Annotated in this window: 29 protein-coding genes; 12 read left to right on the top strand and 17 right to left on the bottom strand. The window is 71.8% G+C overall.

Annotated features, from left to right (window positions below):
- Positions 1–9: 9 nt before the first annotated feature.
- Positions 10–843, top strand: coding sequence for an MBL fold metallo-hydrolase (locus ACGFMK_RS06560; protein WP_392759008.1), 834 nt, complete (start codon positions 10–12; stop codon positions 841–843).
- Between the two features lie 219 nt (positions 844–1,062).
- Here ACGFMK_RS06560 and ACGFMK_RS06555 read toward each other — a convergent pair whose 3' ends face one another.
- From ACGFMK_RS06555 to ACGFMK_RS06545, 3 genes are all read right to left on the bottom strand, one after another.
- Positions 1,063–2,013 (bottom strand): PLP-dependent cysteine synthase family protein, encoded by a 951-nt coding sequence (locus tag ACGFMK_RS06555; protein ID WP_392759006.1) that lies wholly within the window; start codon positions 2,011–2,013, stop codon positions 1,063–1,065.
- Positions 2,014–2,016: 3 nt separating this feature from the next.
- On the bottom strand, positions 2,017–2,289 hold the full coding sequence (locus ACGFMK_RS06550) for a MoaD/ThiS family protein (protein WP_323322686.1): 273 nt from the start codon (positions 2,287–2,289) through the stop codon (positions 2,017–2,019).
- Positions 2,290–2,365: 76 nt separating this feature from the next.
- Positions 2,366–2,773 carry a Mov34/MPN/PAD-1 family protein gene (locus ACGFMK_RS06545; protein ID WP_392759004.1) on the bottom strand — a complete coding sequence of 136 codons (408 nt, stop codon included), beginning with the start codon at positions 2,771–2,773 and terminating at the stop codon, positions 2,366–2,368.
- A gap of 77 nt (positions 2,774–2,850) precedes the next feature.
- Here ACGFMK_RS06545 and ACGFMK_RS06540 point away from each other — a divergent pair, with 77 nt between their 5' ends.
- Positions 2,851–3,225 (top strand): hypothetical protein, encoded by a 375-nt coding sequence (locus ACGFMK_RS06540; protein ID WP_392759002.1) that lies wholly within the window; start codon positions 2,851–2,853, stop codon positions 3,223–3,225.
- Here the strand turns inward: ACGFMK_RS06540 and ACGFMK_RS06535 are convergent.
- From ACGFMK_RS06535 to clpS, 3 genes are read right to left on the bottom strand one after another with little or no spacing between them, the layout of a single operon-like run.
- Positions 3,222–4,205, bottom strand: coding sequence for a P1 family peptidase (locus ACGFMK_RS06535; RefSeq protein ID WP_392759000.1), 984 nt, complete (start codon positions 4,203–4,205; stop codon positions 3,222–3,224). The genes ACGFMK_RS06540 and ACGFMK_RS06535 overlap by 4 nt on opposite strands.
- Positions 4,202–4,759 carry a DUF2017 domain-containing protein gene (locus ACGFMK_RS06530; RefSeq protein ID WP_323322694.1) on the bottom strand — a complete coding sequence of 186 codons (558 nt, stop codon included), beginning with the start codon at positions 4,757–4,759 and terminating at the stop codon, positions 4,202–4,204. Before ACGFMK_RS06530 ends, ACGFMK_RS06535 begins: the two co-directional genes overlap by 4 nt.
- A complete protein-coding gene (gene clpS / locus ACGFMK_RS06525) occupies positions 4,756–5,055 on the bottom strand; it encodes an ATP-dependent Clp protease adapter ClpS (protein WP_103348337.1) in 300 nt (99 codons plus the stop codon). Before clpS ends, ACGFMK_RS06530 begins: the two co-directional genes overlap by 4 nt.
- Before the next feature lie 74 nt (positions 5,056–5,129).
- Between clpS and ACGFMK_RS06520 the strand changes: the two genes are divergently transcribed.
- The 3 genes from ACGFMK_RS06520 to ACGFMK_RS06510 are packed head-to-tail and all read left to right on the top strand — an operon-like array spanning position 5,130 to position 7,654.
- Positions 5,130–6,431: a nicotinate phosphoribosyltransferase gene (locus tag ACGFMK_RS06520; RefSeq protein WP_392758997.1), complete on the top strand. Its 1,302-nt coding sequence runs from the start codon at positions 5,130–5,132 to the stop codon at positions 6,429–6,431.
- Between the two features lie 12 nt (positions 6,432–6,443).
- A complete protein-coding gene (locus ACGFMK_RS06515) occupies positions 6,444–7,013 on the top strand; it encodes an isochorismatase family protein (protein WP_392758995.1) in 570 nt (189 codons plus the stop codon).
- The gene (locus ACGFMK_RS06510) at positions 7,010–7,654 is read left to right on the top strand and encodes a bifunctional 4-hydroxy-2-oxoglutarate aldolase/2-dehydro-3-deoxy-phosphogluconate aldolase (RefSeq protein ID WP_392758993.1); all 645 of its coding nucleotides are present in this window, start codon (positions 7,010–7,012) and stop codon (positions 7,652–7,654) included. Before ACGFMK_RS06515 ends, ACGFMK_RS06510 begins: the two co-directional genes overlap by 4 nt.
- Here the strand turns inward: ACGFMK_RS06510 and ACGFMK_RS06505 are convergent, their stop codons facing one another.
- Positions 7,655–8,275, bottom strand: a complete 621-nt coding sequence (locus ACGFMK_RS06505; protein ID WP_392759358.1) for a choice-of-anchor P family protein — start codon at positions 8,273–8,275, stop codon at positions 7,655–7,657. It lies immediately after the preceding gene.
- Positions 8,276–8,525: 250 nt separating this feature from the next.
- On the opposite strand from ACGFMK_RS06505, the gene ACGFMK_RS06500 reads away from it, so the two are divergent.
- From ACGFMK_RS06500 to ACGFMK_RS06490, 3 genes are all read left to right on the top strand, one after another.
- Positions 8,526–9,113 carry a biotin transporter BioY gene (locus tag ACGFMK_RS06500; protein WP_392758991.1) on the top strand — a complete coding sequence of 196 codons (588 nt, stop codon included), beginning with the start codon at positions 8,526–8,528 and terminating at the stop codon, positions 9,111–9,113.
- 125 nt (positions 9,114–9,238) lie between these two features.
- Complete coding sequence (locus tag ACGFMK_RS06495) at positions 9,239–11,290, top strand: ATP-dependent DNA helicase (RefSeq protein WP_392758989.1); 2,052 nt, start codon at positions 9,239–9,241, stop codon at positions 11,288–11,290.
- Positions 11,291–11,404: 114 nt separating this feature from the next.
- Positions 11,405–11,746 (top strand): hypothetical protein, encoded by a 342-nt coding sequence (locus tag ACGFMK_RS06490; RefSeq protein WP_392758987.1) that lies wholly within the window; start codon positions 11,405–11,407, stop codon positions 11,744–11,746.
- Between the two features lie 4 nt (positions 11,747–11,750).
- Here ACGFMK_RS06490 and ACGFMK_RS06485 read toward each other — a convergent pair whose 3' ends face one another.
- The 4 genes from ACGFMK_RS06485 to ctaD all read right to left on the bottom strand — a co-directional run bounded on the left by ACGFMK_RS06485 (position 11,751) and on the right by ctaD (position 16,079).
- Positions 11,751–12,155: an OsmC family protein gene (locus tag ACGFMK_RS06485; RefSeq protein WP_392758985.1), complete on the bottom strand. Its 405-nt coding sequence runs from the start codon at positions 12,153–12,155 to the stop codon at positions 11,751–11,753.
- Positions 12,156–12,171: 16 nt separating this feature from the next.
- Positions 12,172–12,951 (bottom strand): peptidyl-tRNA hydrolase, encoded by a 780-nt coding sequence (locus tag ACGFMK_RS06480; RefSeq protein WP_392758982.1) that lies wholly within the window; start codon positions 12,949–12,951, stop codon positions 12,172–12,174.
- Positions 12,948–14,177, bottom strand: a complete 1,230-nt coding sequence (gene serB, locus ACGFMK_RS06475; RefSeq protein WP_392758980.1) for a phosphoserine phosphatase SerB — start codon at positions 14,175–14,177, stop codon at positions 12,948–12,950. Before serB ends, ACGFMK_RS06480 begins: the two co-directional genes overlap by 4 nt.
- Before the next feature lie 120 nt (positions 14,178–14,297).
- The gene (ctaD, locus tag ACGFMK_RS06470) at positions 14,298–16,079 is read right to left on the bottom strand and encodes a cytochrome c oxidase subunit I (protein ID WP_392758978.1); all 1,782 of its coding nucleotides are present in this window, start codon (positions 16,077–16,079) and stop codon (positions 14,298–14,300) included.
- Positions 16,080–16,214: 135 nt separating this feature from the next.
- On the opposite strand from ctaD, the gene ACGFMK_RS06465 reads away from it, so the two are divergent.
- Entirely contained in the window at positions 16,215–17,042 is an 828-nt protein-coding gene (locus ACGFMK_RS06465) for a phosphotransferase (protein WP_392758976.1), read from the top strand.
- Here ACGFMK_RS06465 and ACGFMK_RS06460 read toward each other — a convergent pair.
- Complete coding sequence (locus ACGFMK_RS06460) at positions 17,030–17,791, bottom strand: alpha/beta fold hydrolase (protein WP_392758974.1); 762 nt, start codon at positions 17,789–17,791, stop codon at positions 17,030–17,032. The two genes, ACGFMK_RS06465 and ACGFMK_RS06460, sit on opposite strands and share 13 nt — an antisense overlap.
- Here ACGFMK_RS06460 and ACGFMK_RS06455 point away from each other — a divergent pair.
- The gene (locus tag ACGFMK_RS06455; RefSeq protein ID WP_392758972.1) at positions 17,790–18,329 is read left to right on the top strand and encodes a GNAT family N-acetyltransferase; all 540 of its coding nucleotides are present in this window, start codon (positions 17,790–17,792) and stop codon (positions 18,327–18,329) included. The genes ACGFMK_RS06460 and ACGFMK_RS06455 overlap by 2 nt on opposite strands.
- Positions 18,330–18,360: 31 nt before the next feature.
- Here the strand turns inward: ACGFMK_RS06455 and ACGFMK_RS06450 are convergent, their stop codons facing one another.
- Complete coding sequence (locus ACGFMK_RS06450) at positions 18,361–18,669, bottom strand: hypothetical protein (RefSeq protein WP_392758970.1); 309 nt, start codon at positions 18,667–18,669, stop codon at positions 18,361–18,363.
- Between the two features lie 308 nt (positions 18,670–18,977).
- The gene (locus ACGFMK_RS06445; RefSeq protein ID WP_392758968.1) at positions 18,978–20,102 is read right to left on the bottom strand and encodes an alkaline phosphatase family protein; all 1,125 of its coding nucleotides are present in this window, start codon (positions 20,100–20,102) and stop codon (positions 18,978–18,980) included.
- Between the two features lie 45 nt (positions 20,103–20,147).
- Between ACGFMK_RS06445 and ACGFMK_RS06440 the strand changes: the two genes are divergently transcribed.
- Positions 20,148–20,357: a zinc ribbon domain-containing protein gene (locus ACGFMK_RS06440; protein WP_392758966.1), complete on the top strand. Its 210-nt coding sequence runs from the start codon at positions 20,148–20,150 to the stop codon at positions 20,355–20,357.
- Here ACGFMK_RS06440 and ACGFMK_RS06435 read toward each other — a convergent pair.
- Positions 20,354–21,472 (bottom strand): trans-sulfuration enzyme family protein, encoded by a 1,119-nt coding sequence (locus ACGFMK_RS06435; protein WP_392758964.1) that lies wholly within the window; start codon positions 21,470–21,472, stop codon positions 20,354–20,356. The two genes, ACGFMK_RS06440 and ACGFMK_RS06435, sit on opposite strands and share 4 nt — an antisense overlap.
- A 58-nt stretch (positions 21,473–21,530) precedes the next feature.
- On the opposite strand from ACGFMK_RS06435, the gene ACGFMK_RS06430 reads away from it, so the two are divergent.
- A complete protein-coding gene (locus ACGFMK_RS06430; RefSeq protein WP_392758962.1) occupies positions 21,531–22,007 on the top strand; it encodes an Lrp/AsnC family transcriptional regulator in 477 nt (158 codons plus the stop codon).
- A gap of 2 nt (positions 22,008–22,009) precedes the next feature.
- Here the strand turns inward: ACGFMK_RS06430 and ACGFMK_RS06425 are convergent, their stop codons facing one another.
- Both ACGFMK_RS06425 and ACGFMK_RS06420 read right to left on the bottom strand, forming a co-directional pair.
- The gene (locus ACGFMK_RS06425; protein ID WP_392758960.1) at positions 22,010–22,534 is read right to left on the bottom strand and encodes an adenylate kinase; all 525 of its coding nucleotides are present in this window, start codon (positions 22,532–22,534) and stop codon (positions 22,010–22,012) included.
- Positions 22,518–22,982: an Lrp/AsnC family transcriptional regulator gene (locus ACGFMK_RS06420; RefSeq protein WP_392758958.1), complete on the bottom strand. Its 465-nt coding sequence runs from the start codon at positions 22,980–22,982 to the stop codon at positions 22,518–22,520. The genes ACGFMK_RS06425 and ACGFMK_RS06420 overlap by 17 nt, the downstream gene beginning before the upstream one ends.
- Between the last annotated feature and the right edge of the window lie 65 nt (positions 22,983–23,047).

Raw genomic sequence — 23,047 nt, 5'->3', positions numbered from 1 at the left:
GCTGTCAGCATGCCCGAAAGGAAGATCCGCACCACGTTCGCCGGCGTGTCCAACGTCCTGATCAGCGACGGGACGTCGGCGATCCTCGTCGACGGCTTCTTCTCGCGGCCGTCGCTGCTGAAGCTGGCCACCCGGGTATCGCCGTCCCGAAGCCGGATCGACGAGTGCCTGCGGAAGCTCGAGGTCACGAAGCTGGACGCGGTCCTGGTGTCGCACTCCCACGTGGACCACGTCCTGGACGCGCCGGTCGTCGCCCAGCTGACCGGCGCCACGCTCTGCGGCTCGCCCTCGACGCGCCGGGTCCAGGAGGGCTACTACCTCGCCGCCGAGCCGTTCCACGAGCTGGTGCCGGGCGAGCCGGTGGAGTTCGGCGAGTTCACGGTGACCGGCGTCGACGCCCGCCACAGCGACGGCGACCGGGTGCCGGGCGAGATCACCGAACCGGTCCGGGTGCCGGCGAAGGCGAATGCGTTCAAGACCGGCCGCTGCTACTCGTTCCACATCGCGCACCCCGACGGGAACGTCCTGGTCCACCCGTCGGCGAACTTCGTCCCGGGCGCTCTGGCCGGCTACTCGGCGGACGTCGTCTACCTGGGCGTCGGAGCGGCCGGGAAGCAGTCCGAACAGTGGCGCGAGGAGTACTGGCGCGAGACGGTCGGCGCGCTCGGGCCACGGACCGTCCGCCCGGTGCACTGGGACGCGTTCTGGCGCCCGCTGTCCAAGCCGTTGAAGCTGCTCCCGAAGCTGTTCGACGACCTGGACACGACGATGGGCACCTTCAAGCGGCTCGCCGCCGCGGACCGGATCGACCTGGCCCTGCCGGAGCTCTGGAAGACCGAGTAGGTCAGGCCCAGTGCCGCTCGGCGGCTTGGTCCGGCGATCAGCTCGCTCCCGGTCGCCTTCGGCGGATCAGCCGGCTTGGATTCGGCGCGATTCGCCGCGGTCCGGGAGTCGACCCGGCCGAGACCTCTGCCGCCAAATGGGCGGGTCGCAGCCACCACTGGTGAGCCCGGGCCGACCGGAGCCGTCCATCGACGCCGGCGGCCTGAGCCGATCCTCACCTCAGGCCCAGAGCTGCCCGTCGAGCCGCTCGGCGGCCTCGTCCAGCGAGCCCGCGTAAGCCCCCGTCGACAGGTACTTCCACCCCGCATCGGCAACGACAAAAGCCACGTCGGCAGGCTTACCCGCGGCCACGGCCTTCTCCGCGACAGCCAGTGCCGCGTGCAGTACCGCGCCCGTCGAAATGCCCGCGAAGATGCCTTCGTGCTCCAGCAGCTCCCGCGTCCGGCGCAGTGCATCGTACGCGCCGACCGAGAACCGGCCGTTGAGCACGCTGGGGTCGTACAGCTCCGGGACGAACCCCTCGTCGAGGTTGCGCAGGCCGTACACCAGCTCGCCGTAGCGCGGTTCGGCCGCGATGATCTGGACGTCCGGCTTCGCCTCGTGCAGGTAGCGCCCGCAGCCGACGAGCGTGCCGGTCGTGCCCAGGCCGCCGACGAAGTGCGTCAGCGTCGGCAGGTCCTTGAGCAGCTCGGGGCCGGTGCCGCGGTAGTGCGCGTCGGCGTTGGCCGGGTTGCCGTACTGGTAGAGCATCACCCATTCCGGGTTCGCCTCCGCCAGCTCCTTCGCCCGCCGGACGGCCTCGTTCGAGCCGCCCGCGGCCGGGGAGAACACGATCCGCGCGCCGTAGGCCTGCAGCAGCTGCTTGCGCTCGGTCGAGGTGTTCTCCGGCATCACGCAGACCAGCCCGTAGCCCTTGAGCTTGGCGGCCATGGCCAGCGAGATGCCGGTGTTGCCCGACGTCGGCTCCAGGATCGTGGAGCCGCGCCGCAGCTTGCCCTCACGCTCGGCGGCTTCGATCATGGCCAGCGCGGGGCGGTCCTTGATCGAGCCGGTCGGGTTGCGGTCCTCCAGCTTCGCCCAGAGGCGCACGTCGTGCGTCGGCGAGAGCCGGGGCAGCCCGACCAGCGGCGTGCCGCCGAGCGCGTCGAGCAGGGACTCGAAGCGAGCCATCGATCAGCCACCGGCCACGGCGGGGAGGATGGTCAGCGTGTCGCCGTCCTTGACCTCGGCCTCGAGGCCGCCGGCGAAGCGCACGTCCTCGTCGTTGACGTAGACGTTGATGAAGCGGTGCAGCTTCTCCTCCTTCACCAGGCGCGCCTTGAGGCCGGCGTGCCGGGCCTCGACGTCGTCGATGACCTCGAGCACGGTCGCGCCCTTCGCCTCGACGGACTTCTCGCCGCCGGTGTGGGTGCGCAGGATCGTCGGGATGGAGACGGTCACGGCCATGGGTTCTTACCTCCGGTGGGTTCCTACACGCAGACGCCTGCGGCGCGCGGTTTGTTCCGAGCTGGTCTGGACGGCCTCAGCCGACGATCTCGACCGGCTCCTCGGTGATCTCGGCGTCCACGATCCGGTACGACCGGAATTCGTGCACTTCGGGGTCCCGGGTCGACACGAGCACGTAGTGCGCGCCGGGCTCGGCCGCGATCGAGGCGTCGGTCCGCGACGGGTACGCCTCGGTGGCGGTGTGCGAGTGGTAGATGACCACCGGCTCTTCGCCGTTCGCGTCCATCTCGCGGTAGAGCTTCAGCAGGTCACCCGAGTCGAACTCGTAGAACGTCGGCGACCGCGCCGCGTTGAGCATCGGGATGAACCGCTCGGGTGAATCCGAGCCTTCCGGCCCGGCGATCACCCCGCACGCCTCGTCGGGGTGGTCACGGCGGGCGTGGGCGACGATCTCGTCGACGAGTTCACGGCGGATCCGGAGCACACCGCCATCTTAGGTGGTGGACACAAGCTGTCCAGACTCTGAGATATTGCGCTCACCAGGACAATCGGGGAATGCCGATGTCCTCGAAAGCCCGTGAACGCTGTCGAGAGTTCCTCGAGAACGGTGAGCGGATCCAGTACCTGATCCCCGGCATCTCCCTGTACGTCAACGGCGTCCGCACCCGGGCCGCGTTCTTCGTCGTGGTCACCGACCGCGGCATCACGGTGCTCTACGGCGGCCGCTTCCGCCGCTACACGCCTAAGACCGTCTACGACCGGCTGCCCCGGCGCACGGAGATCGGCCCGGTCGAGGTCCACCCGTCGCTCGGCCCGGTCCTCACCGTCGCGGGCCTGCACCTGGAGATCGACGAGGAGTACGTCAGCGCCGTCCGGGCCGCCAACCTCGAAGGCAGCCGTGACGGCCTGCCCGAAGACCCGCTCCCGGACCTCTAGCCGAACGCCTCGGGCCACACCTCGCGGTAGGCCGGGACGCCGCCGGCCGTGGTCGCGGCCAGCAGGCCGTGCACCATCGCCCTGGCGAACACCCGTGCCGCCGCCGAACACAGCGCGTCCAGTGCCCCCGCGCGCACCGCGACGCCGAACGGGCCGCTCGCCTCGGGCAGCTCCCGCGCGCCCGTGGCCAGCGCGAACACCGTGTCGCCGTCGAACATCGTGTGGGCCGGGCGGACCGCGCGGGCCAGCCCGTCCTGGGCCGCGACCGCGAGCCGCCGCGCCTCCGCCTTGGACAGCGCCGCGTCGACCGCGACGACGCCGATCGTCGTGTTCAGGTCCGTCCGCCGGGACGGCAGGTCGGCGGGCCGCGACGGCCACGTGACGCCGAAGTCGCCGTGGTCGGCCGCGTACGCCCGGCCCGTCGTGAGGTCCACGGCCTCGCCCGCCGCGTTGACCGCCGCCAGCGCCCCGACCGTGAACTCGCCCACGACCTCGCTCGCCGTGCCGATGCCGCCCTTCAGGGACCCGACGGCCGCACCGGCGCCGGCCCCGACCGTGCCTTGGGTGACCGGACCCGCGGACGCGGCGGAGCAGGCCTCGTAGCCGAAGGACGCGTCGGGCCGGTTGCCCCAATCACTGCGCGGCAGGTCGAACAGCACCGCCGCGGGCACGATCGGCACGACCTCGTGCGGCTGCGCGCCCACCGGGAAGCCGAGGTTCCGCTCGCCGAGCCACCGCATCACGCCGTCGGCCGCGGCCAGCCCGTACGCGCTGCCACCGGAGAGGCAGACCGCGTTCACGCGCTGGACCAGGTTCTCCGGCTCCAGCAGGTTCGTCTCGCGGGTCCCGGGCGCGCCACCGCGCTGGTCGAGGGCGCCGACCGCGCCATCCGGCACGAGCACCACCGTCGTGCCGGTCGCCCAGCCGTCCCCGAGCCGCTCGTGGTGCCCGACCAGGACGCCGGGAACGTCGGTGATCATCCGGTCAGCGCCTGGATCAGCGTCTCCTGCACCCAGGTCAGCCAGTGGTAGACGCCGAGGTGCGGCGCGCGCGGGTCGTCCTCGGGCAGCTCGTCGGGCATGTCCTCGGTGACGTCGAGGGCGGTGCCGAGCGCCAGCCGGACGTCGTTGAGCGCACCCAGCCAGGCGTCGGCCTGCTCCTCGGTCAACCGGACGTTGCCGCCGTCGCGGGGCAGCGTGTCGAGCACGATCTTGGCCACGCCGACCTTGATGTCCAGCAGCTCCGGCTCGTGCAGCGAGCGCATCGCCGACGCGGAATCGAGGTCTTCGCGGGTCGGGTTGTCCGGGTCGAGCCGGTGGAAGTCGGGCAGCAGCCGCGAGAGCACCGGGTCGTCCGGGGACTCGGTCGGGCCGGTGCGGATGCCGGTCAGCTCGGCGAGCTCGTCCTGCGGCGCCTCCTCGGCGCGCGCGGTGAGCATGTCCTCGAGCTGGCTGACCAGGCCGCGCAGCACGGCCGCTTCCTGCTGCTCGAAGCCCGCGTGGATGACCGCGCCCTTGCGTCGCCAACCGTTCACGAGGGCTGCTCCATGGTGGCCCAGAGGCCCGCCGCGTGGAGTTTCGCCACGTCCACCTCCACCTTTTCCTTGCTGCCCGACGACACGATCGCCTTGCCCTTGTGGTGCACGTCCAGCATCAGCTTGGTGGCGTGGTCCCGGCTGTACCCGAACAGCTTCTGGAAGACGTACGTCACGTACGACATCAGGTTGACGGGGTCGTTCCACACCACGGTCCGCCACGGTGTGTCCGACTCGGCGACCTCGGCACCGGCCGGTTCGACCTGCGTCTGCTCGGATGCGACAGGCGTGGACATGCACCCCATGGTGTCACGGGGGCGCGAGGGTACGCCGCGCCAGGTCCGGCCATGTGGGTGAATAGGGTGGCGGCATGGGTTCACCCGAGCCGGCCACGGCCAGCACCGCGCTGCTCACCGACCACTACGAGCTGACCATGCTGGGCAGCGCGCTGGCCGACGGGACAGCCGAGCGTCCTTGTGTGTTCGAGGCGTTCGCCCGCCGGTTACCGGACGGCCGCCGCTACGGCGTCGTCGCGGGCACCGCCCGGGTGCTCGACGCGATCGCGGACTTCCGCTTCACCGACGCCGAACTGGTGCAGCTCGAGGCCACCGCGGTGGTCGACGACACGACGCTGGCCTGGCTCGCGGACTACGAGTTCTCCGGCGACATCGACGGGTACGCCGAGGGTGAGCTGTACTTCCCGGGCTCGCCGATCCTGACCGTCAGCGGCTCGTTCGCCGAGTGCGTGCTGCTGGAGACGCTGGTCCTGTCGATCCTCAACCACGACAGCGCGATCGCCTCGGCCGCGGCCCGGATGTCGGGCGCCGCGCACGGCCGCCCGATCATCGAGATGGGCGGGCGCCGCACGCACGAGTGGGCCGCCGTCGCGGCCGCGCGCGCCGCCTACCTGGCCGGTTTCGCGACGACGTCCAACCTCGAGGCCGGCCGCCGCTACGGCATCCCGACCCGCGGCACCGTCGCGCACGCCTTCACGCTGCTGCACGACAGCGAGGAGGAGGCCTTCCGCTCCCAGGTCGACAAGATGGGCCCGGACACGACGCTGCTGGTCGACACCTACGACATCACCGCCGGCATCGAGGCCGCCGTCCGCGTCGCGGGCCCCGAGCTCGGCGCGATCCGGATCGACTCCGGCGACGTCGGCCCGCTCGCCCGCCGCGCCCGCGAGCAGCTGGACGCCCTCGGCGCCAAGGACACCCGGATCGTCGTCTCCGGCGACCTCGACGAGCACGCCATCGCCGCGCTGCGCGCCGAGCCGGTGGACGCGTACGGCGTCGGCACCTCGGTGGTCACCGGGTCCGGCGCGCCGACCGCGGGCATGGTCTACAAGCTGGTCGAGGTGGACGGCAAGCCGGTCGCCAAGCGCAGCGCGCACAAGGAGTCCCGTGGCGGGCGCAAGTCCGCGCTGCGGCGCCACCGCGGCACCGGCACGGCGGTCGAAGAGGTCGTCTGGACGACGTCGGGGGCCGCGCCGGAGCCGGAGCCGAACGACCGGCCGCTGCAGCTGCCGCTGATCCGTGCTGGCCGGGTCGAGCCGGATCTGCCTACGCTCGACGACGCGCGGCAGCGGCTGCGCCGCGGCCTGGTCAGCCTGCCGTGGGAGGGCCTCAAGCTCTCGCACGGCGACCCGGCGATCCCGACCCTCTTCCTCTGACCGGAGGTCACCATGGCAACCGCGCTGATCGTGGTGGACGTGCAGAACGACTTCTGCGAAGGCGGCTCGCTCGCGGTCACCGGCGGCGCCGCGGCCGCGGAGACGATCTCCGCGCTGTCCGCGACCGGCGGCTACTCGCACGTCGTGGCCACCCGCGACTACCACGTCGACCCGGGTGACCACTTCAGCGCGACGCCCGACTTCGTCGCGAGCTGGCCGCCGCACTGCGTGGCGGGCACGCCCGGCGCGTCCTTCCACCCCACCCTCGACGTCGTCCCGATCGGCGCCGTGTTCTCGAAGGGCGAGTACAGCGCGGCCTACTCGGGTTTCGAAGGCGCGTCCGGGGACGGGAAGTCCCTGGAGGCCTGGCTGCGCGAGCACGACGTGACCGACGTCGACGTCGTCGGCATCGCCACCGACTACTGCGTGCGCGCGACGGCCCTGGACGCGGCGCGGGCCGGGTTCGGCGTCCGCGTGCTGCTCGACCACACGGCCGGGATCGCCCAGTCTTCGGTCGAAGCCACCCTTCGCGATTTCGACGAGGCCGGAGTCACGCACACAGGGACGGCGCACGTCGGATGAAGGACCTGAAGGCCGCCCTGGCCGAACACCGGCTCGTCGCGATCCTGCGTTCAACGGAGGCGTCGCGCTTCGCCGACGCGGGCGTCGTCCTGCACGCGGCGGGGATCCGCCTGCTCGAAGCCACCCTGACGACGCCGGGCGCCCCCGCGGCGATCAACGCGCTGCGCCTGGCGCTGGGCGAAGACGCGCTGGTCGGGGCGGGCAGCGTCCGTGAGGCGTCCGATGTGGACATCGCGGTCGACGCGGGCGCGCGTTACCTGGTCACGCCGACGGTCAACCCGGCGGTCCTGGAACGCGCGGACGCCCTCGGCGTGCCGGTGATCTGCGGCGCGCTGACGCCGACGGAGATCGACCAGGCCTGGCGCCTCGGCGCGGCCGCGGTGAAGGTGTTCCCGATCGCGGCGGTCGGCGGGGTCGCCTACCTGCGCGCGGTCCGCGCCCCGCTGCCGGACGTGCCGCTGGTCCCGACCGGCGGCGTCCACCTGTCCGACGTCGAGAGCTACCTGCGCTCGGGCGCGATCGCGGTCGCGGCGGCGACCCCGTTGCTGGGCGACGCCCTGACGCCGGCCGGCAGCCTCCCGAACCTGGCGACCCGGGCGGGCGAGTTCGTCTCGGCCGCGAGCCGCTTCAAGACCGCGTAGCTACTTCTTCTTGCCGAAGGGGTCGCAGGCGGCCGTGCCCAGGTAGATGTCGCCGCCGGCCGGCCCGCCCTGCGGGAACAGCACGATGTGCAGCGCGTGCGTCACCAGGCTGCCGTCCGGCGGCTGCGGCGTCACCGTCTCGTTGAGGATCACCGTGGCCAGCGCGGTGCCCGCCGGGCCGCCGGGGATGACGATCCGGTCGTTCGGCGGGATCTGGGCGGGCACGGTGATGCCGGTGACGGTGCCGATCGCCACCTCGCCCCCGCTGCCGGTGGCGGACGTCGCGCACTTCGCCGAGAACGTCCGGACGGTGATCACCGGGCCGCCGTAGCGCTTGAGGACCGACGCCTCGAAGCGGTGCCCGGACGCCTGCGCGATGGCCACGTCACCCGAGCGGCCGCAGCCGGACTCCCCGATCCCGAACGTCGCGACGTCCCCCGTCGTGCCCCCGACGGTCCGGGCGCTCGCCGGGCCGTCGGCGGTGCACTTGGCCAGGTCGCCGGTGACGACGTGCTCGTTGTCGAGCAGCACGTCGACCGAGCCGGTGGCCGCCCAGCCGGTGGAGGTCACCGGCGCCGCGGCGACCAGGAGCGGGCCGGCCAGCGCCGTCACGGCCAGCAACCGGATCGTCCTCTTCCTGGCGTTTCGCATGCACCGGCCTCCTCGTTCCGTGACGGTTCGCAGTCAGCCTCTTCGCCGATCGGCGGGCGCGCACGGCCGTCCGAGCGGGTCCACCCGGACGTGTGGCCGGTGAGGAACGCAACTCGAGCGGTACTCCGGGAGATAACCAGCGTTAACCTCGATCATCGCGTGTGAGGCTGGACCGGGGTGGCCGACCGGACCACGCCTCGGACCCAACTCGGGAGGTTCTGTGTCTTCGCTGTCCTTCGCCGCCAAGCGGCCCGTGCTGGCCGACCTCGTGCCCGGCACGCTCGTCCGCGACATCGCGCTGGTCGCCGGCGGTGCCGTGCTCACCGGCGCCGCCGCGCAGCTGGTCATCCCGGTGCCGGGCAGCCCGGTGCCGATGACCGGCCAGACGTTCGCCGCGCTGCTCGTCGGCGCGTCGCTCGGCATGTCGCGCGGGGCCGCGTCGATGCTGGTCTACCTGCTCGTCGGCGCCGTGGGCGTGCCGTGGTTCCAGAACGGCACCGCGGGCCTGTCCGGCGCGAGCGCCGGCTACATCGTCGGGTTCGTGTTCGCGGGCGCCCTCGTCGGCGCGCTCGCCGGGCGCGGCGGCGACCGGACGCCCCTGCGCACCGCGGGCACCATGGTGCTCGGCAACGTCGTCATCTACGCCTTCGGCGTGCCGTGGCTGATGGCCTCGACCGGGTTCGACCTGTCGACGGCGTTCGCCAAGGGTGTCACGCCGTTCCTGATCGGCGACGCGCTGAAGATCGTCGTGGCCGCCGGCCTGCTGCCGCTCACGTGGAAGCTGGTCTCGCGCCGCTCCGAAGACTGACCCCTGCCTGATAGCGAAGGGCCCGCCGGCACGATGGCGGGCCCTTCGCCGTCTACACGACGGCGCGAGTGGCCCGTTCGCGACGGATCACCGATCCTGTCGGACGTGGCGGCTAATGTGTCGCTGTGCCCGCTCGAACTGACTTCCCCGGCGTCCTCGAACTCCTGACCCACGCGGTGGAGTCGGTCGGCGGAGCCGAGCGGCCCGGTCAGGTCGAGATGGCCGACGCGGTCGGCCGCGCCATCCGCACCGGCGAGCACCTGGCCGTGCAGGCCGGCACCGGCACCGGCAAGTCACTGGCCTACCTCGTGCCCGCGATCCGGCACGCCGTCGAGAAGGAAGCCACGGTCGTGGTGTCGACAGCCACGATCGCGCTGCAGCGGCAGCTCGTCGACCGCGACCTCCCCCGGCTCGCGAAGGCGTTGAAGAAGCCCCTCGGCCGCGAACCGACCTTCGCGATCCTCAAGGGCCGCCGCAACTACATGTGCCTGCACCGCCTGGATTCGGGCGCGCCCGACGAGCCGGAGGACGCCCAGCTCTTCGACCCGTTCGCGGTGTCGCGCCTCGGCAAGGAGGTCACGCGGCTGCGGGAGTGGGCGTCCGACACCGAAACCGGCGACCGCGACGAGCTCGTCCCGGGCGTCACGGACCAGGCGTGGCGCCAGGTGTCGGTGACGGCACGGGAATGCCTCGGCGCGTCCCGCTGTCCGATCGGCACGGACTGCTTCGCCGAGAAGGCTCGCGCCGAGGCCGGCCGGGCCGACGTCATCATCACCAACCACGCGCTGCTGGCCATCGACGCGCTGCAGGGCTACCAGGTCCTGCCGGATCACGACGTCGTGATCATCGACGAGGCCCACGACCTGGTCGACCGCGTCACCTCGGTCGCCACCGGCGAGCTGACCAGCGCGATGTGCGCGTCCGCCGCCCGCCGCTGCGGCAAGCTGATCGACGCCGACGTCGCCGACCGCCTGCTGGAAGCGGGTGACGGGCTGGCCCTGATCGTCGACGACCTGCCCGCCGGCCGGATGGACACGCTGCCGCAGGCGTTGAAGGGCGCCATCCCGGCGGTCCGCGACGCCGCGCACGCGTGCATCTCCGCGCTCGGTTCGGACCGCAAGGAGGACGTCGAGGGGGCCACCGCGCGCAAGCTGGCGCGCACGCTGCTCGACGAGGTGCACGACACCGCGGTCCGGCTGCTGGAAGCGTTCGACGAGGACCAGGCGCACCAGCGCGACGTCGTGTGGCTGGCGGGTGACAAGTTCTCGTCCAACCCGCGTCCGCCGGCGCTGAAGGTGGCGCCGCTGGGCGTCGCCGGCCTGCTGCGCGAGCGCGTGTTCAACCTGCACACCACGATCCTGACCTCGGCCACCCTGACCCTGGGCGGCACGTTCGACACGATGGCCCGCCAGTGGGGCCTCCCGCCGGGCGCGGCTCGCGTCGAAAAGGCGCCCGGCGCGGCGACGGACAAGGAAGCACCGTCGGACGCCGACACCGGCCCGAAGTGGACCGGCCTCGACGTCGGCTCGCCGTTCGACCACCAGCGCAACGGGATCCTCTACCTGGCCAAGCACCTGCCGCCACCAGGGCGTGACGGCCTCGCCTCGTCCACAATGGACGAACTGGCCGAGCTGATCGAGGCGGCGGGCGGGCGCACGCTGGGCCTGTTCTCCTCGATGCGGGCGGCCAAGCAGGCGGCCGAGGAGATGCGCGAGCGGCTCGACTTCCCGATCCTCTGCCAGGGCGAAGACGCGACGTCTCTGCTGGTCCAGAAGTTCTCCGAGGACGTCCGGACCTGCCTGTTCGGCACGCTCAGCCTCTGGCAGGGCGTGGACGTCCCCGGTCCGTCACTGCAGCTCGTGGTCGTCGACCGGATCCCGTTCCCCCGCCCGGACGACCCGGTGTCCTCGGCCCGCCAGCGCGCGGTGGAAGCCCGCGGCGGCAACGGGTTCCTCACCGTGGCGGCCACGCACGCGGCGCTGCTGCTGGCGCAGGGCACCGGCCGCCTGCACCGGTCGGTGACCGACCGCGGGGTCGTCGCGGTACTGGATTCGCGGCTGGCGAACGCCCGCTACGGCGGATTCCTCCGTGCGTCGCTGCCGCCGTTCTGGCCCACGATGGACCCGAAGGTGGCCCGCGACGCCCTGCGCCGGCTGGACGCAGCCGCGCCCGCGTGACGCGGTCCACAACACCGACCGGTACGGTGAAGCAACCCTAGTACTGATCCGACCACATTCGGCCGTGGCTGCGGTCGGATCAGTACGAGCGGCACAGCAACAAGGGAGCACCGGTTGACCCAGGATTCGTCCAGCGCACAGTCCCGGACTGTCAGTGTCGACGACACCGGAGTGCGGCGGCGCCTAGCGGATGGCAGCGAAGAGGCCGTCACGTGGTCCACCTTGTCCTCGGTGATGGTCAGAGTGATCCCTGACGGCCCGTGGAACGAAGACGTCTTCTTCATGCTGGTGGGCTCCGACGGCAAGGGCACCGCGGTGCCGAGCGGCGACCCGGCGGCGGACGCGCTGATCGAGCGCCTGCAGGCGTTGCCGGGCTTCGACAACGAGAAGTTCATCGAAGCCATGACGACCGACGCCGACCAGGCGTACGTGGTCTGGGAGTCCAGCGAGAACTGACCGCTTACGCCGTCGGGAACTCCTCCGTCACCGGGATTCCCTTCTTGAGCGTCCGGCTCACCGTGCAGAGCCGCTCGATCGCGCGGTCCACGGCCCCGGCCAGCGCTTCCCGCTGATCCTCCGCCAAAGTCGACACGTCGACATCGAACGCGACGTGCACGGCGTCCAGCTCCGAAGCGCCTTCACGCCGATCGGCCGTGACGTTGACGCGGAACTTCGCGTCCTCGCCCACCCGCCGCGTGATCAGCTCTTCGGCCGTCACCGCGCTGCAGCCCGCGGCCGCGATCTGCAGCAGCTCGGCGGGCGAGAACGCCCCTTCGGCGCCGGTCCGGCCCAGCCGGACCTCGGCACCACGATCGTTGCGCCCGACGAAGGAATGCTGCCCGTCACGCTGTACTTCGAGTCCCATGTCGGCTCCAACCTGGTCAGGACAACACTTGTTCCGGTTCCCACTGGGCAAGAACGGTGATGGTGCCCGGGTCGACTTCCGTGAACCCGGCGTCCCGCACGGCGATGACGCGGTCGCGCCGCCACGCGCCTTCGGGGTCGTCACCCGGGTGCAGTTCCTTCCACCGCGCGACGCTCGGCGTGCGCACCGCCGTCCGGTAGCCCTGCGCGGCCCAGCCGGCAAGCTGCTCGTCGTCCAGCAGGGCCGCGAGGATCATCGTGGCGTGACCGACCTGCGCGGCGCCCTTGCCGACCGTCATCGGGACCTGCGGGTTGAGCAGCAGCAGCGGGACGCCGTCCGGGATCGGGCCCGGCTCGTCCGGTGGCAGCTCGCTGCCCGAGATCTGGAGCCGTGCCACCTCTTTGGGCGTCTCGGTGACCAGGCCCGGCACCAACGCCCGCGCCTCGGCGCCGTCGACCTCGACGGTGATGCCCGGCAGGTCCTGCACCGCCGCCCAGTGCGCGCCCCGCGCCCGCCGCGCGACCTTGCGGATCCGGTTGTCGAGCCACGCGTGCATCGGCTCGGCCCACTCGCCCCCGGGCTCGGCCCGCTTGTCCAGGCAGACCGCGAGCGCGGCCGCCGCCGCGGCCTCCAGCAGCGGCGTGCGCCCCGGCGGCTCGGCGCGTTCGATGCGCAGGATGACCGGCATCGCCCGCACCTCCTCCGGCAGCTCGTCGGAGGTGTCCGAAGTGTCCTCGGGCGGCAAGCCGAGCCAGTAGGCGTAGCGGGCACCCAAGGGGTCGAGAACGCTGCTCACGGACGCATCAGCTCGAGTCCGTCGGCGGCGTCGGCCGCTTCGACCTCGCCGCGGGTGAGGCCGAGCATGAACAGCACGGCGTCGAGGTAGGGGTGCGAAAGCGCGGTGTCCGCCACCTCGCGCAGCGCGGGCTTCGCGTTGAACGCCACGCCCATCCCGGCCGCGGACAGCATGTCGATGTCGTTGGCCCCGTCGCCGACCGCGACGCACTGCTCCAGCGGGATGTCGTACTCGCCGGCGAAGCGGCGAAGCACCTTCGCCTTGCCCGCGCGGTCGACCACCTCGCCGACCACCTTGCCGGTGAGCTTGCCGTCGACGATCTCGAGTTCGTTCGCCGCCGCGAAGTCGAGGCCCAGGTTCTGCACCAGACTGCCGATGACCTGCGTGAACCCGCCGGAGACCACCCCGGTGCGGAACCCCATCCGCTTGAGCGTGCGGATCGTCGTGCGGGCGCCCGGCGTCAGCTCGATCGACGCGGCGACCTCGTCGATCGCCGTCGCCGGCAGCCCGGCCAGCAGCGCGACGCGCCGCTCCAGCGACTCGGTGAAGTTCAGCTCGCCGCGCATCGCGGCTTCGGTGATCTCGCGGATCTCCGGCTCGACCCCGGCGTGCGCGCCCAGCATCTCGATGACCTCGCCCTGGATCAGGGTCGAGTCGACGTCGAAGACGACCAGCCGCTTCGCCCGCCGCGTGATCCCGGCCCGCTCCACCGCGATGTCGACGCCCACCTCGACCGCCGCGTCGGCGAGCACCGACCGCAGCGCGGCGTCGGCGGCGGGGGTGTCCTCGTCGACCGAGACGTACAGCTCCAGGCCGGTCACCGGGTAGTCGGCGACGCTGCGGATGCCGTCGATGTTGACCCCGAGCGACGCGAGCCGCCGCGCGACCTCGGAAAAGCCCCGGGCGGTCACCGGGCGGCCCAGCACCACCAGTACGTGCGTGGAGTCACGGCGGCCGAGCGCGAAGGGGTCCTCGCCGATCGCCGCCCCGATCTTGACGTCGACGTCCATGCCGACGGACGCCATCGCCTGCTCGACGGACTCCTGCAGCCCCTCCGGGTCGCGGTAGACCCCGGCCAGCACCCCGAGCACGAGCTGCCCGCGGATGACGACCTGCTCGACGTCGAGCACGTCGACGTCGTGCCTGGTCAGCACGGCGAACAGCACGGACGAGACGCCGGGCTTGTCGGGGCCGGTCGTCGTGATCAGGACGGGGGTTTGGGTCACTGGTCATCCCTCGCTCGGCAACGCTGCACGATCAGTCTGCCGGTCCGGCCTTGGACATAAGTAGAGCGCGTGCCCGGCTTCACAAAAGCCGGGCACGCGCTCTCACTCGTTCGGGGTGTTCTACTGCTCGCCCGAGTTGTCGTTGCTGTGGTCACCCGGCATGAGCTTCTGGGTGAGCACCTGCGACGGCGCCGAGCCGTGGCTGTTGATCTTCTGCTTGCCGAAGAACCCGATCTCGCCTTCCTTGTGGATGCGCTCGATCATGTGCGGGTAGTGCAGCTCGAAGGCCGGCCGCTCGGAGCGGATCCGGGGCAGCTCGGTGAAGTTGTGCCGCGGCGGCGGGCAGGACGTCGCCCACTCGAGCGAGTTGCCGTATCCCCACGGGTCGTCCACCGTGACGATCTCGCCGTACCGGTAGCTCTTGAAGACGTTCCAGATGAACGGCAGCGTCGAGGCACCGAGGATGTACGCGCCGATCGTGGAGATCGTGTTCAGCGTCGTGAAGCCGTCACTGGTCAGGTAGTCCGCGTACCGCCGCGGCATGCCCTCCGCGCCCAGCCAGTGCTGGACGAGGAACGTGCCGTGGAAGCCGATGAACGTGGTCCAGAAGTGCCACTTGCCGAGCTTCTCGTCCATCATCCGGCCGGTGATCTTCGGGAACCAGAAGTAGATGCCGGCGAAGGTGGCGAACACGATCGTGCCGTAGAGCACGTAGTGGAAGTGCGCGACGACGAAGTAGCTGTCCGACACGTGGAAGTCGATCGCCGGCGCGGCCAGCAGGATGCCGGTCAGGCCGCCGAAGAGGAACGTGACGATGAAGCCCATCGAGAAGATCATCGGCGTCTCGAAGGACAGCTGGCCCTTCCACATCGTGCCGATCCAGTTGAAGAACTTCACGCCGGTCGGGACCGCGATCAGGAACGTCATGAAGGAGAAGAACGGCAGCAGCACCGCGCCGGTGGCGTACATGTGGTGCGCCCACACCGCGACCGACAGGGCCGCGATGGCCAGCGTCGCCCAGACCAGGCTCTTGTAGCCGAACATGGGCTTGCGGCTGAAGACCGGGAAGATCTCCGACACGATCCCGAAGAACGGTAGAGCCACGATGTAGACCTCTGGATGGCCGAAGAACCAGAAGAGGTGCTGCCAGAGGATCACCCCGCCGTTTTCGGGGTCGAACACGTGCGCGCCCAGATGCCGGTCCGCCAGCAGGCCCATCAGGGCCGCGGTCAGGATCGGGAAGGCGAGCAGGATCAGGATCGACGTCACCAGGATGTTCCAGGTGAAGATCGGCATCCGGTACATCGTCATGCCCGGCGCGCGCAGGCAGACCACGGTGGTGACCATGTTGACCGCGCCGAGGATGGTGCCCAGACCGGAGACCACCAGGCCGGAGATCCACAGGTCCGCGCCGACGCCCGGCGAGTGGATCGCGTCCGACAGCGGCGTGTAGGCGAACCAGCCGAAGTCGGCGGCGCCACCCGGCGTCAGGAAGCCCGACAGCACGATCAGGCCGCCGAAGAGGTACAGCCAGTAGGAGAACGCGTTGAGCCGCGGGAACGCGACGTCCGGCGAACCGATCTGCAGCGGGAGGATGAAGTTCGCGAACCCGAAGAGGATGGGCGTCGCGTACAGCAGCAGCATCACCGTGCCGTGCATGGTGAAGAGCTGGTTGTACTGCTCCTGCGAAAGGAACTGCTGCCCGGGTCGCGCCAGCTCGGTACGGATGAGCATGGCCATCGCGCCGCCCGCCATGAAGAAGGCGAACGACGTGACCAGGTACATGATCCCGATCTGCTTGTGGTCCGTCGTGCGGAACAACCGCAGCAGGTACGAACCCTTAACCGACTCGCGCGCGGGGTACGGGCGCGTGGCGATCGGCTTGGGGGCTACGGCCGTCACTCCTGCCTCCAACACTTGAAACCTTGTGGTGGTCATCGTCGCGCCACCGGGTCGAGCGAGGCCCGGTCCGGCGGCTTAGAGGGATCGTAGCCCTCGCTACCGACAGTCGCGCGCACCGGCTGGCAAGATCGGCGCATGGCCGACGAGTACACCCTGGCGGCGGTGCGGGCGGCCCTCGCCGTGACTACCCGGCTGGGGCTGCCGGAGCACTCGCCGGAGGTCCTGCACGAACGGTCGAACGTGCTGGTGAGACTGGGTCCGCTGGTCGCGCGCGTGCCGGCGACGACGGTGCTCGCCCGGCCGGAGCCGGCGGCCTGGCTGGCCCGCGACGTGGCCGTCTCGCGGTTCCTCACCGAACGTGGTGTGCTCGTCGTCTCACCCGCCACGGATCCCCCGGCCGGACCGCATTTCGCGGACGGCCTGCCGGTCACGCTCTGGCACCACACGCCGCACGATCCGGACCACCGGTACGCACCGGACGTCGTCGCCGGTTCGCTGGCCGACCTGCACGCGGCGTTGCGGGAGTACCCGGGCGCACTGCCCCGCCGCGGCCCCCTCGACGACCTCGGCCGGATGCTCGACCGGCACGGCGGCGCGATGGACGGCGCGGCACCCCGGCTGCGCGCCGAAGCCGCCCGGATCGAGGCCGCGCTGCCGGACGTCGCCGTGCAGCCGCTGCACGGTGACGCGCACCCCGGCAACCTGATCGCCACGGAAGCCGGGCCGTGCTGGCTCGACTTCGAGGACACCTGGTGCGGGCCGCTCGGCTGGGACCTGGGGATCCTGGCCCGGCAGGGCGGCCCGGAGCACCTCGCCGCCTACCCCGGCTCGGCGGACGTCCCGCTCGAAGCGTGCACGCAGCTGCGAGAACTCTTCGCCGTCGCGTGGCGCTTCCTCATCGCGAAGCGGTTCCCGCACCGCCTTCCCGAAGCACGCGAAACGCTCGCTGCCTACTTCTCGTGAGTTTCCGGGTACCAGGAGAGGATGGCTTCGACGACCCCCGCGGGGTCCTCCAGCGGGGTCAGGTGGCCGGCGCCGGGCAGTACCACGAGCGTGGCGCCGGGCATGGCCTCGACCATCGCGCTCGCGGCCTCGACCGGGGTGATCCGGTCCTCTTCCCCGACGACGACCAGCGCCGGGACCCCGGCGTCCCGCAGCAGGTCGAGGGAGTCCGGCCGGGTCCGCAGCGCCAGCGCGGTCCACGAGATCCCGGCGGGCGGCTGCGATTCGATGATCTCCCGGACGGTCTCGACGACGTCCGGCCGCTGCTCCCACGTCGACTCCGCCAGCAGGTTCGGCAGGTTCGCCTCGGCCAGCCAGCCCGCGGTGCCCTCCCGCTCGACGCGCACGGCGACGTCCAGGCGGCTCTGCGCGGCCTCGGGCGTGTCGGCCGTGGCCTTGGTGTCGACGAAAACGAGGCCGCCCACCCGTTCCGGCGCCAGCCGCAGCACGGCCATCGCGAGGTAGCCGCCCATCGAGCAGCCGCCGAGCACCACGCGGTCCAGGTCCAGCCGGTCGAGCAGCGCGATCACGTCCCGCGCGGCGTCCTCGAGACTGGGTTCCCGAGCGGACTCCGGCAGCGGCGAGCGGCCGAGTCCGCGCTGGTCCGGCGTTATCACCCGAAGGTGTGAAGCGAGGGGTTCGCGCACCGCGTTCCACATGCGGGCGTCCAGGGGAAAGGCGTGGAGGAGGACCAGCGGCAGTTCGGTCATGCGCGTCATTTTGTCGGACCCCCGCGCTAGCTTCGCCGACGTGTTCACCGACATCGAAACCGGCCGGCTGCTGCTGCGTCCGCTCCACGAGGCGGACCGGCAGGCGATGGTCGACATCCACACGGATCCGCGGACCAACCGCTTCCACCCCGACCCACCCGACGTCCGGCGGGCGTCGGAGATGTTCACGGCCTGGCTGGCGCACTGGGCCGAGCACGGCTTCGGCTACCTCGCGGTGACCGAACCGGGCGGCACCGAGGTCATCGGCGTGTGCGGCGTGCGGACGCGCGACTTCCACGGCGAGAAGGTGCTCAACCTCGGCTACCGGTTCCGGCCGTCCGCGTGGGGCAAGGGCTACGCGGTCGAGGCCGGGAGCGCGGTGCTGGAGTGGTGCGCCCGCGAGCAGGCGTCCGTGCCGGTGCTGGCGAGCGTGAACGTGGACAACAAGCCGTCGCTGCGGGTGGCCGAGCGGCTCGGCTTCACCGAGTACACGGAGGAGGTGTACGAGGGCGCGCTGACGCGGCACTACCGGCGCTGAGCCGGGCGTTGTTTGACAACTCCAGAGCGAATCATCGGCGGCGGTTCGGCCGCCGGCGCGCCCGGGCGTCCCAGCAGGGCCGGTGCCAGTGCCGCCGGTCGGCGACGGACCCGGTCTCGTCGGCGGGCCAGACGACGAGGTGCGGCGTGCCCGGCCGGATCTCGTGGTCGCAGCCGGGGCAGCGGTAGAACTTCGTGGCCTGCGCCCCCGGCACGGTCCGCACGAGCCACTCACCGTCGTCCGCGGCTTCGGCCCGCGCCCACCCGGTGGCAGCACCGAGCTCCCGCTCGGGAGGAGGCCCACCGCCCGCTCGGGGCCCAGGACGGTTACGTCGAGGCACCCCCAAACGTTAACCGCCCCCGGGACCACCCACCCCAACGGACCAGCCACTCCGCCCCGGCCAGCCAAGCCGACCCTCCAGGCACGCGAGCCGACCTCCCAATCACGTGTGATGCCCCTCCAATCACCCGTGATGCCCCTCCCGTCACGTGATGCCCACCCAGGCACGCGCGATACCCGCCGAAGGCTCAGGCGGCGGGAACTTTCGGGTGAGTGCTGCCGACCGGCCACTGCGTGCCGGCCACGACGGGATACTGCGCCGCTTGCGGACCGGCGACCGGGAGGCGGAGCGGCGCGGCCCCCAATCGGTCACCCCCGGGCGACCGCCAGCGGCACCAGCTGCTCAGCGGTGGTCAGCGAACCGTGCTGCCCGACCAGCGACGTCTCCACGGCCTCGGCCAGCCCGCGCACCATCCCGAACCGGTCCCGGGCCGCCGCCACGACGTCACCGATCCGCGGCAGCACCCGGTCGCTGACCGTGTGGCCGAACCACCCCTCGGCGACGGCCTCCTCCCGCGAGCGCACCCACGCCCGCTCGCCCAGCACCGCGCGCCAAGCCGCGAGGACGTCGGCGGCGGCACCCGGTTCGGTGTAGACGTGCCGGGCCCGGACCTCGCCCCCGAAGGTCCGGACGCCCGCCAGCAGCTCCGGCGCGTCCTCGAGGTCGAGCTTGTCCTCGACGGTGACCATCCCGTGGTCGGCCACCACGGCGAGCAGCGCACCGGACGGCAGACCGTCCACAAGGGACTCCACGAGCCGGTCGACCTGCCGCAGCTGCATCCGCCACGCGGCCGAACCCGGGCCGTACACGTGCCCCAGCAGGTCGAGTTCGTTGTGGTAGGCGTAGCAGAACGCCCGCCCTTCGAGCACCGACAACGTCCGGGCGGCGAGGTCACCGAGCGCGTGCACCCCGGCGTAGCGCGCACCGCTCTGGGTCGCCCGCGTCAGCGCCGTGTCGGCGTACTGCGCAGAAGACACCACCGCGGCGTCGATCCCGGCCTCGGCGGCACGCTCGAACGTCGTCGGCAGGGGCTGCACCTCACGCGGTGGGAGGGCCCCGCGCAGGTCGCTGCCGTCCTCGTGGCTGCGCCAGCGCAACGCGTTCAGGACGCCGTTGCCCGGCATCTCGAAGGTGTAGCCGACCATGCCGTGCTCACCGGACGCGAGGCCGGTCCCGATCGCGGCCACCCCGGCGGCGGTGGTCGACGGGAAACCCACGCGCAACGTCCGGGTGGCGAGCTCCGTCAGCACCGGGGCGTCCGCGGCGTGCTCGGCCAGGAGCTCCCAGCCGAGCCCGTCGACGAGCAGGACGGCCGCGCTCCGCGCCTCCGGCAGCGCGAGGGTGTTCGCGCAGCCGGGGACGCCGAGGGTGGCGAGCAGGGACGGGACGACCTGGCCGAGGTGCGCGACGTCGGCGAGCGAAGGGGGCTGCACGCGCCCAGCTTCCCATCCGGGGCCCGGCCCGGCGATAATCGCCGCATGCCGACCTACGCCTACCGCTGCCGTGAGTGCACCGAGACCTTCGAGCTCCTGCGCCCGATGAGCGAATCCGGCGCGCCGGCCGCCTGCCCGGAGGGCCACCACGACACCGTCAAGCTGCTCACCACGGTCGCCCTCACCGGGGCTGCGGGCGGTCCTGCGGCCCCGGCCGGTGGCGGCGGGTGCTGTGGCGGCGGCTGCTGCGGCTAGACCGCCTTCAGCGCCTGGTCGAGGTCGTGCCAGAGATCCTCGACGTCCTCCAGCCCGGCCGAAAGCCGGATGAGCTGGTCGGACACCCCGGCGTCGTGACGGTCGCCGGCGTCGACGATCCGGTGGCTGATCGACCCCGGGTGCTGGATCAGCGTGTCGACGCTGCCCAGGCTGACGGCCGGCGTGATCAGCCGGACGGCGCCGATCACGGCGTGCGGGTCGCCGTCGATCTCGAACGCCACCAGCGGTCCGCCGACGCGCGGGTAGTGGACGGCCGTCACCGCCGGGTGGTCGGCGAGCCGCTCGGCGAGCGTCGCGGCGGTCGCCGACGCCGCGTTGACACGCAGCGGCAGCGTGGAAAGCCCGCGCAGCAACAGGTATCCGGCCAGCGGGTGCAGCACCCCACCGGTGGCGAAGCGGATCTGCCGCAGCCGGGCGGCTTCCTCGGCGTCGCACGCGACGACCCCGCCCATCACGTCGCCGTGGCCGCCGAGGAACTTCGTCGCGCTGTGCAGCACGATCCGGGCGCCGTGGCGGCCGGGTCGCTGCAGCACCGGCGTCGCGAAAGTGTTGTCCACCAACAACGGCACGTCGCCGCAGACGGCGGCGAGCGCCGCGATGTCGACCTCGGCGAGGGTGGGGTTCGCCGGGGTTTCGACGAACACGAGGCCGGTGTCGGGCCGCAGCGCGGCGGCGACGGCGTCCGGCGCGGCCCAGGTGACCTCGGTGCCGAGCAGGCCCGACTCGAGCAAGTGGTCACTGCAGCCGTACAGCGGGCGCACGGCGACGACGTGCCGTTTCCCCTGCGCCACCGCGGAAAGCAGGCAGGCGGACACCGCCGCCATGCCGCTGGCGAACGCGACGCCGTGGTCGAAGCCTTCGAGCTCGGCCAGCGCCCGCTCGAACCGGTCGACGGTCGGGTTGCCCACCCGGCCGTAGATCGGCAGGCCGGCGAGCTCGCCACCGGCGGCGAACTCGTCGATCCGGGCGGCTTCGCCGGCGCTGTCACGGGACGGGTAGGTCGTGGACAGGTCGAGCGGAGCGGCGTGCACGCCCAGGTCCGTGAGATCGTCACGGCCGGCGTGGACAGCTCGGGTGCGCAGCGCGGAAGTCATACGAGCATGCTCGATCTTTCACCGGATCCAAGGCAACAGTCTCGGATATCATTCGCCGATGTCCGAGAACGTCGAACTCAGTCCGGTTGATCTTGACATTCTGCGCAGGCTGCAGAACGACGCCCGGATCACCAACAAGGACCTCGCGGCCGCGGTCGGCATCGCGCCGTCGACGTGCCTGGACCGGGTGGCGCGGCTGCGGGACACCGGGGTGATCACCGGGCAGCACGCGTCGGTCGACGCGGCGAAGCTCGGGCGGCCGCTGGAGGCGTTCCTGTTCGTCCAGGTGCGCCCGCACCGGCGGCCGCTGGTGGACCCGTTCATCGAGCACCTGCTGTCCCTGCCGGAGGTGCGCGCGGTCTACCACCTGACCGGGCCGGACGACTTCCTCGCGCACGTCGCCACCAGCTCGGCCGGCGAGCTGCAGCGGCTGGTGCTCGACGAGCTGACCGCCCGCGACGAGGTCGCCCGCGTGCACACGAACCTGGTGTTCCAGCACTGGAGCGGCGGCCCGCTGCTGCCACCGGGCGCGTGAGGTCAGAGCGTCGCGAGCCAGCGGCGTGCCTGGCGCGGGGACGTCATGCGGAGGACTGCGGGGCACGGCGGTTCGGCGGCCCAGCCCCGGATGGTCGCCCGCTTCCGCGCGAACGACACGAAGTGCCAGCGGATGATCGAGTCCCTGGAGAACATCTGGCGGAACGACTCGACGTTGCCGTTGCAGATCCGCTCGCGGGTCACCGAGCGCACGGCCGTCCGGCGCACCAGGCGGCCCAGCGAAAGCCAGCGCGGGTAGTCGAGTCCCACGATGAGCTGGGTGCGGGGCAGCACGACGTCCCTCCACCTGCCGTACGCGGCGTCGAGGACCCAGCGTTCCCCCGCGCATACCTCGGCGATCCGGCGGCGCTGCTCCTCGTCGGGCACCGCGACCCAGCCCGGCTGCCAGGTCAGGTCGTCCACCGAGTGGTACGGCAGGCCGGTGCGCTCGGCGATCCGCGCGGCGAGCGTCGACTTGCCCGAGCCGGTGACTCCGTAAACGACGATGCGGTCAGGAATCGAGGTCACGGGCGGGCTCCTGCGGTCCCCGGTAGGGCAGCGTCTGGCTGTAGACGATGCTCGTGGTCGTGCTGCCGAACTGGGCCAGCTCGTCCATCGTCTGCTCGAGGTGGGCCATCGAAGCCGCGGCGACCTTGAGCGTGTAGCAGTCGTCCCCGGTGGTGCGCACGCATTCGAGGATCTCGAAGCGCTCGGCCAGCAGCTTGTGCAGCGGCTCGTGGCGGCTGCCCGGGTACTTGAGCCGGACGACGGCGAGCACCGCGTAACCGACTTTGCCGAGGTCGATGTCCGCGCGGTAGCCGGTGATCACGCCGGTGGATTCGAGCCGGCGGAGGCGTTCCGTCGTGGCGGACGCGCTGAGGTTCACCCGGCGGCCCAGCTCGGTGAGGGGCAGCCGGGCGTCACGCTGGAGCTCGACCAGGATGGCCCAGTCGGTCGGATCGAGACTCTCGGTCATTCGTCGAATATACCGCGAGATCCACGGCCGAAGGCGGCGAACGCCGTGATCGATCCCTTCCGATC

Source organism: Amycolatopsis sp. NPDC049252, assembly GCF_043197175.1.
Taxonomy (GTDB): Bacteria; Actinomycetota; Actinomycetes; order Mycobacteriales; family Pseudonocardiaceae; genus Amycolatopsis.
This window is presented reverse-complemented; position numbering and strand designations above follow the sequence as displayed.

Coding starts and splice junctions, on each gene's coding strand:
- ACGFMK_RS06560 (WP_392759008.1), top strand. CDS start 10: ATGCCCGAAAGGAAGATCCGCACCACGTTCGCCGGCGTGTCCAACGTC.
- ACGFMK_RS06555 (WP_392759006.1), bottom strand. CDS start 2,013: ATGGCTCGCTTCGAGTCCCTGCTCGACGCGCTCGGCGGCACGCCGCTG.
- ACGFMK_RS06550 (WP_323322686.1), bottom strand. CDS start 2,289: ATGGCCGTGACCGTCTCCATCCCGACGATCCTGCGCACCCACACCGGC.
- ACGFMK_RS06540 (WP_392759002.1), top strand. CDS start 2,851: ATGTCCTCGAAAGCCCGTGAACGCTGTCGAGAGTTCCTCGAGAACGGT.
- ACGFMK_RS06535 (WP_392759000.1), bottom strand. CDS start 4,205: ATGATCACCGACGTTCCCGGCGTCCTGGTCGGGCACCACGAGCGGCTC.
- clpS (WP_103348337.1), bottom strand. CDS start 5,055: ATGTCCACGCCTGTCGCATCCGAGCAGACGCAGGTCGAACCGGCCGGT.
- ACGFMK_RS06520 (WP_392758997.1), top strand. CDS start 5,130: ATGGGTTCACCCGAGCCGGCCACGGCCAGCACCGCGCTGCTCACCGAC.
- ACGFMK_RS06515 (WP_392758995.1), top strand. CDS start 6,444: ATGGCAACCGCGCTGATCGTGGTGGACGTGCAGAACGACTTCTGCGAA.
- ACGFMK_RS06510 (WP_392758993.1), top strand. CDS start 7,010: ATGAAGGACCTGAAGGCCGCCCTGGCCGAACACCGGCTCGTCGCGATC.
- ACGFMK_RS06485 (WP_392758985.1), bottom strand. CDS start 12,155: ATGGGACTCGAAGTACAGCGTGACGGGCAGCATTCCTTCGTCGGGCGC.
- ACGFMK_RS06465 (WP_392758976.1), top strand. CDS start 16,215: ATGGCCGACGAGTACACCCTGGCGGCGGTGCGGGCGGCCCTCGCCGTG.
- ACGFMK_RS06455 (WP_392758972.1), top strand. CDS start 17,790: ATGCGCGTCATTTTGTCGGACCCCCGCGCTAGCTTCGCCGACGTGTTC.
- ACGFMK_RS06460 (WP_392758974.1), bottom strand. CDS start 17,791: ATGACCGAACTGCCGCTGGTCCTCCTCCACGCCTTTCCCCTGGACGCC.
- ACGFMK_RS06440 (WP_392758966.1), top strand. CDS start 20,148: ATGCCGACCTACGCCTACCGCTGCCGTGAGTGCACCGAGACCTTCGAG.
- ACGFMK_RS06435 (WP_392758964.1), bottom strand. CDS start 21,472: ATGACTTCCGCGCTGCGCACCCGAGCTGTCCACGCCGGCCGTGACGAT.
- ACGFMK_RS06430 (WP_392758962.1), top strand. CDS start 21,531: ATGTCCGAGAACGTCGAACTCAGTCCGGTTGATCTTGACATTCTGCGC.
- ACGFMK_RS06420 (WP_392758958.1), bottom strand. CDS start 22,982: ATGACCGAGAGTCTCGATCCGACCGACTGGGCCATCCTGGTCGAGCTC.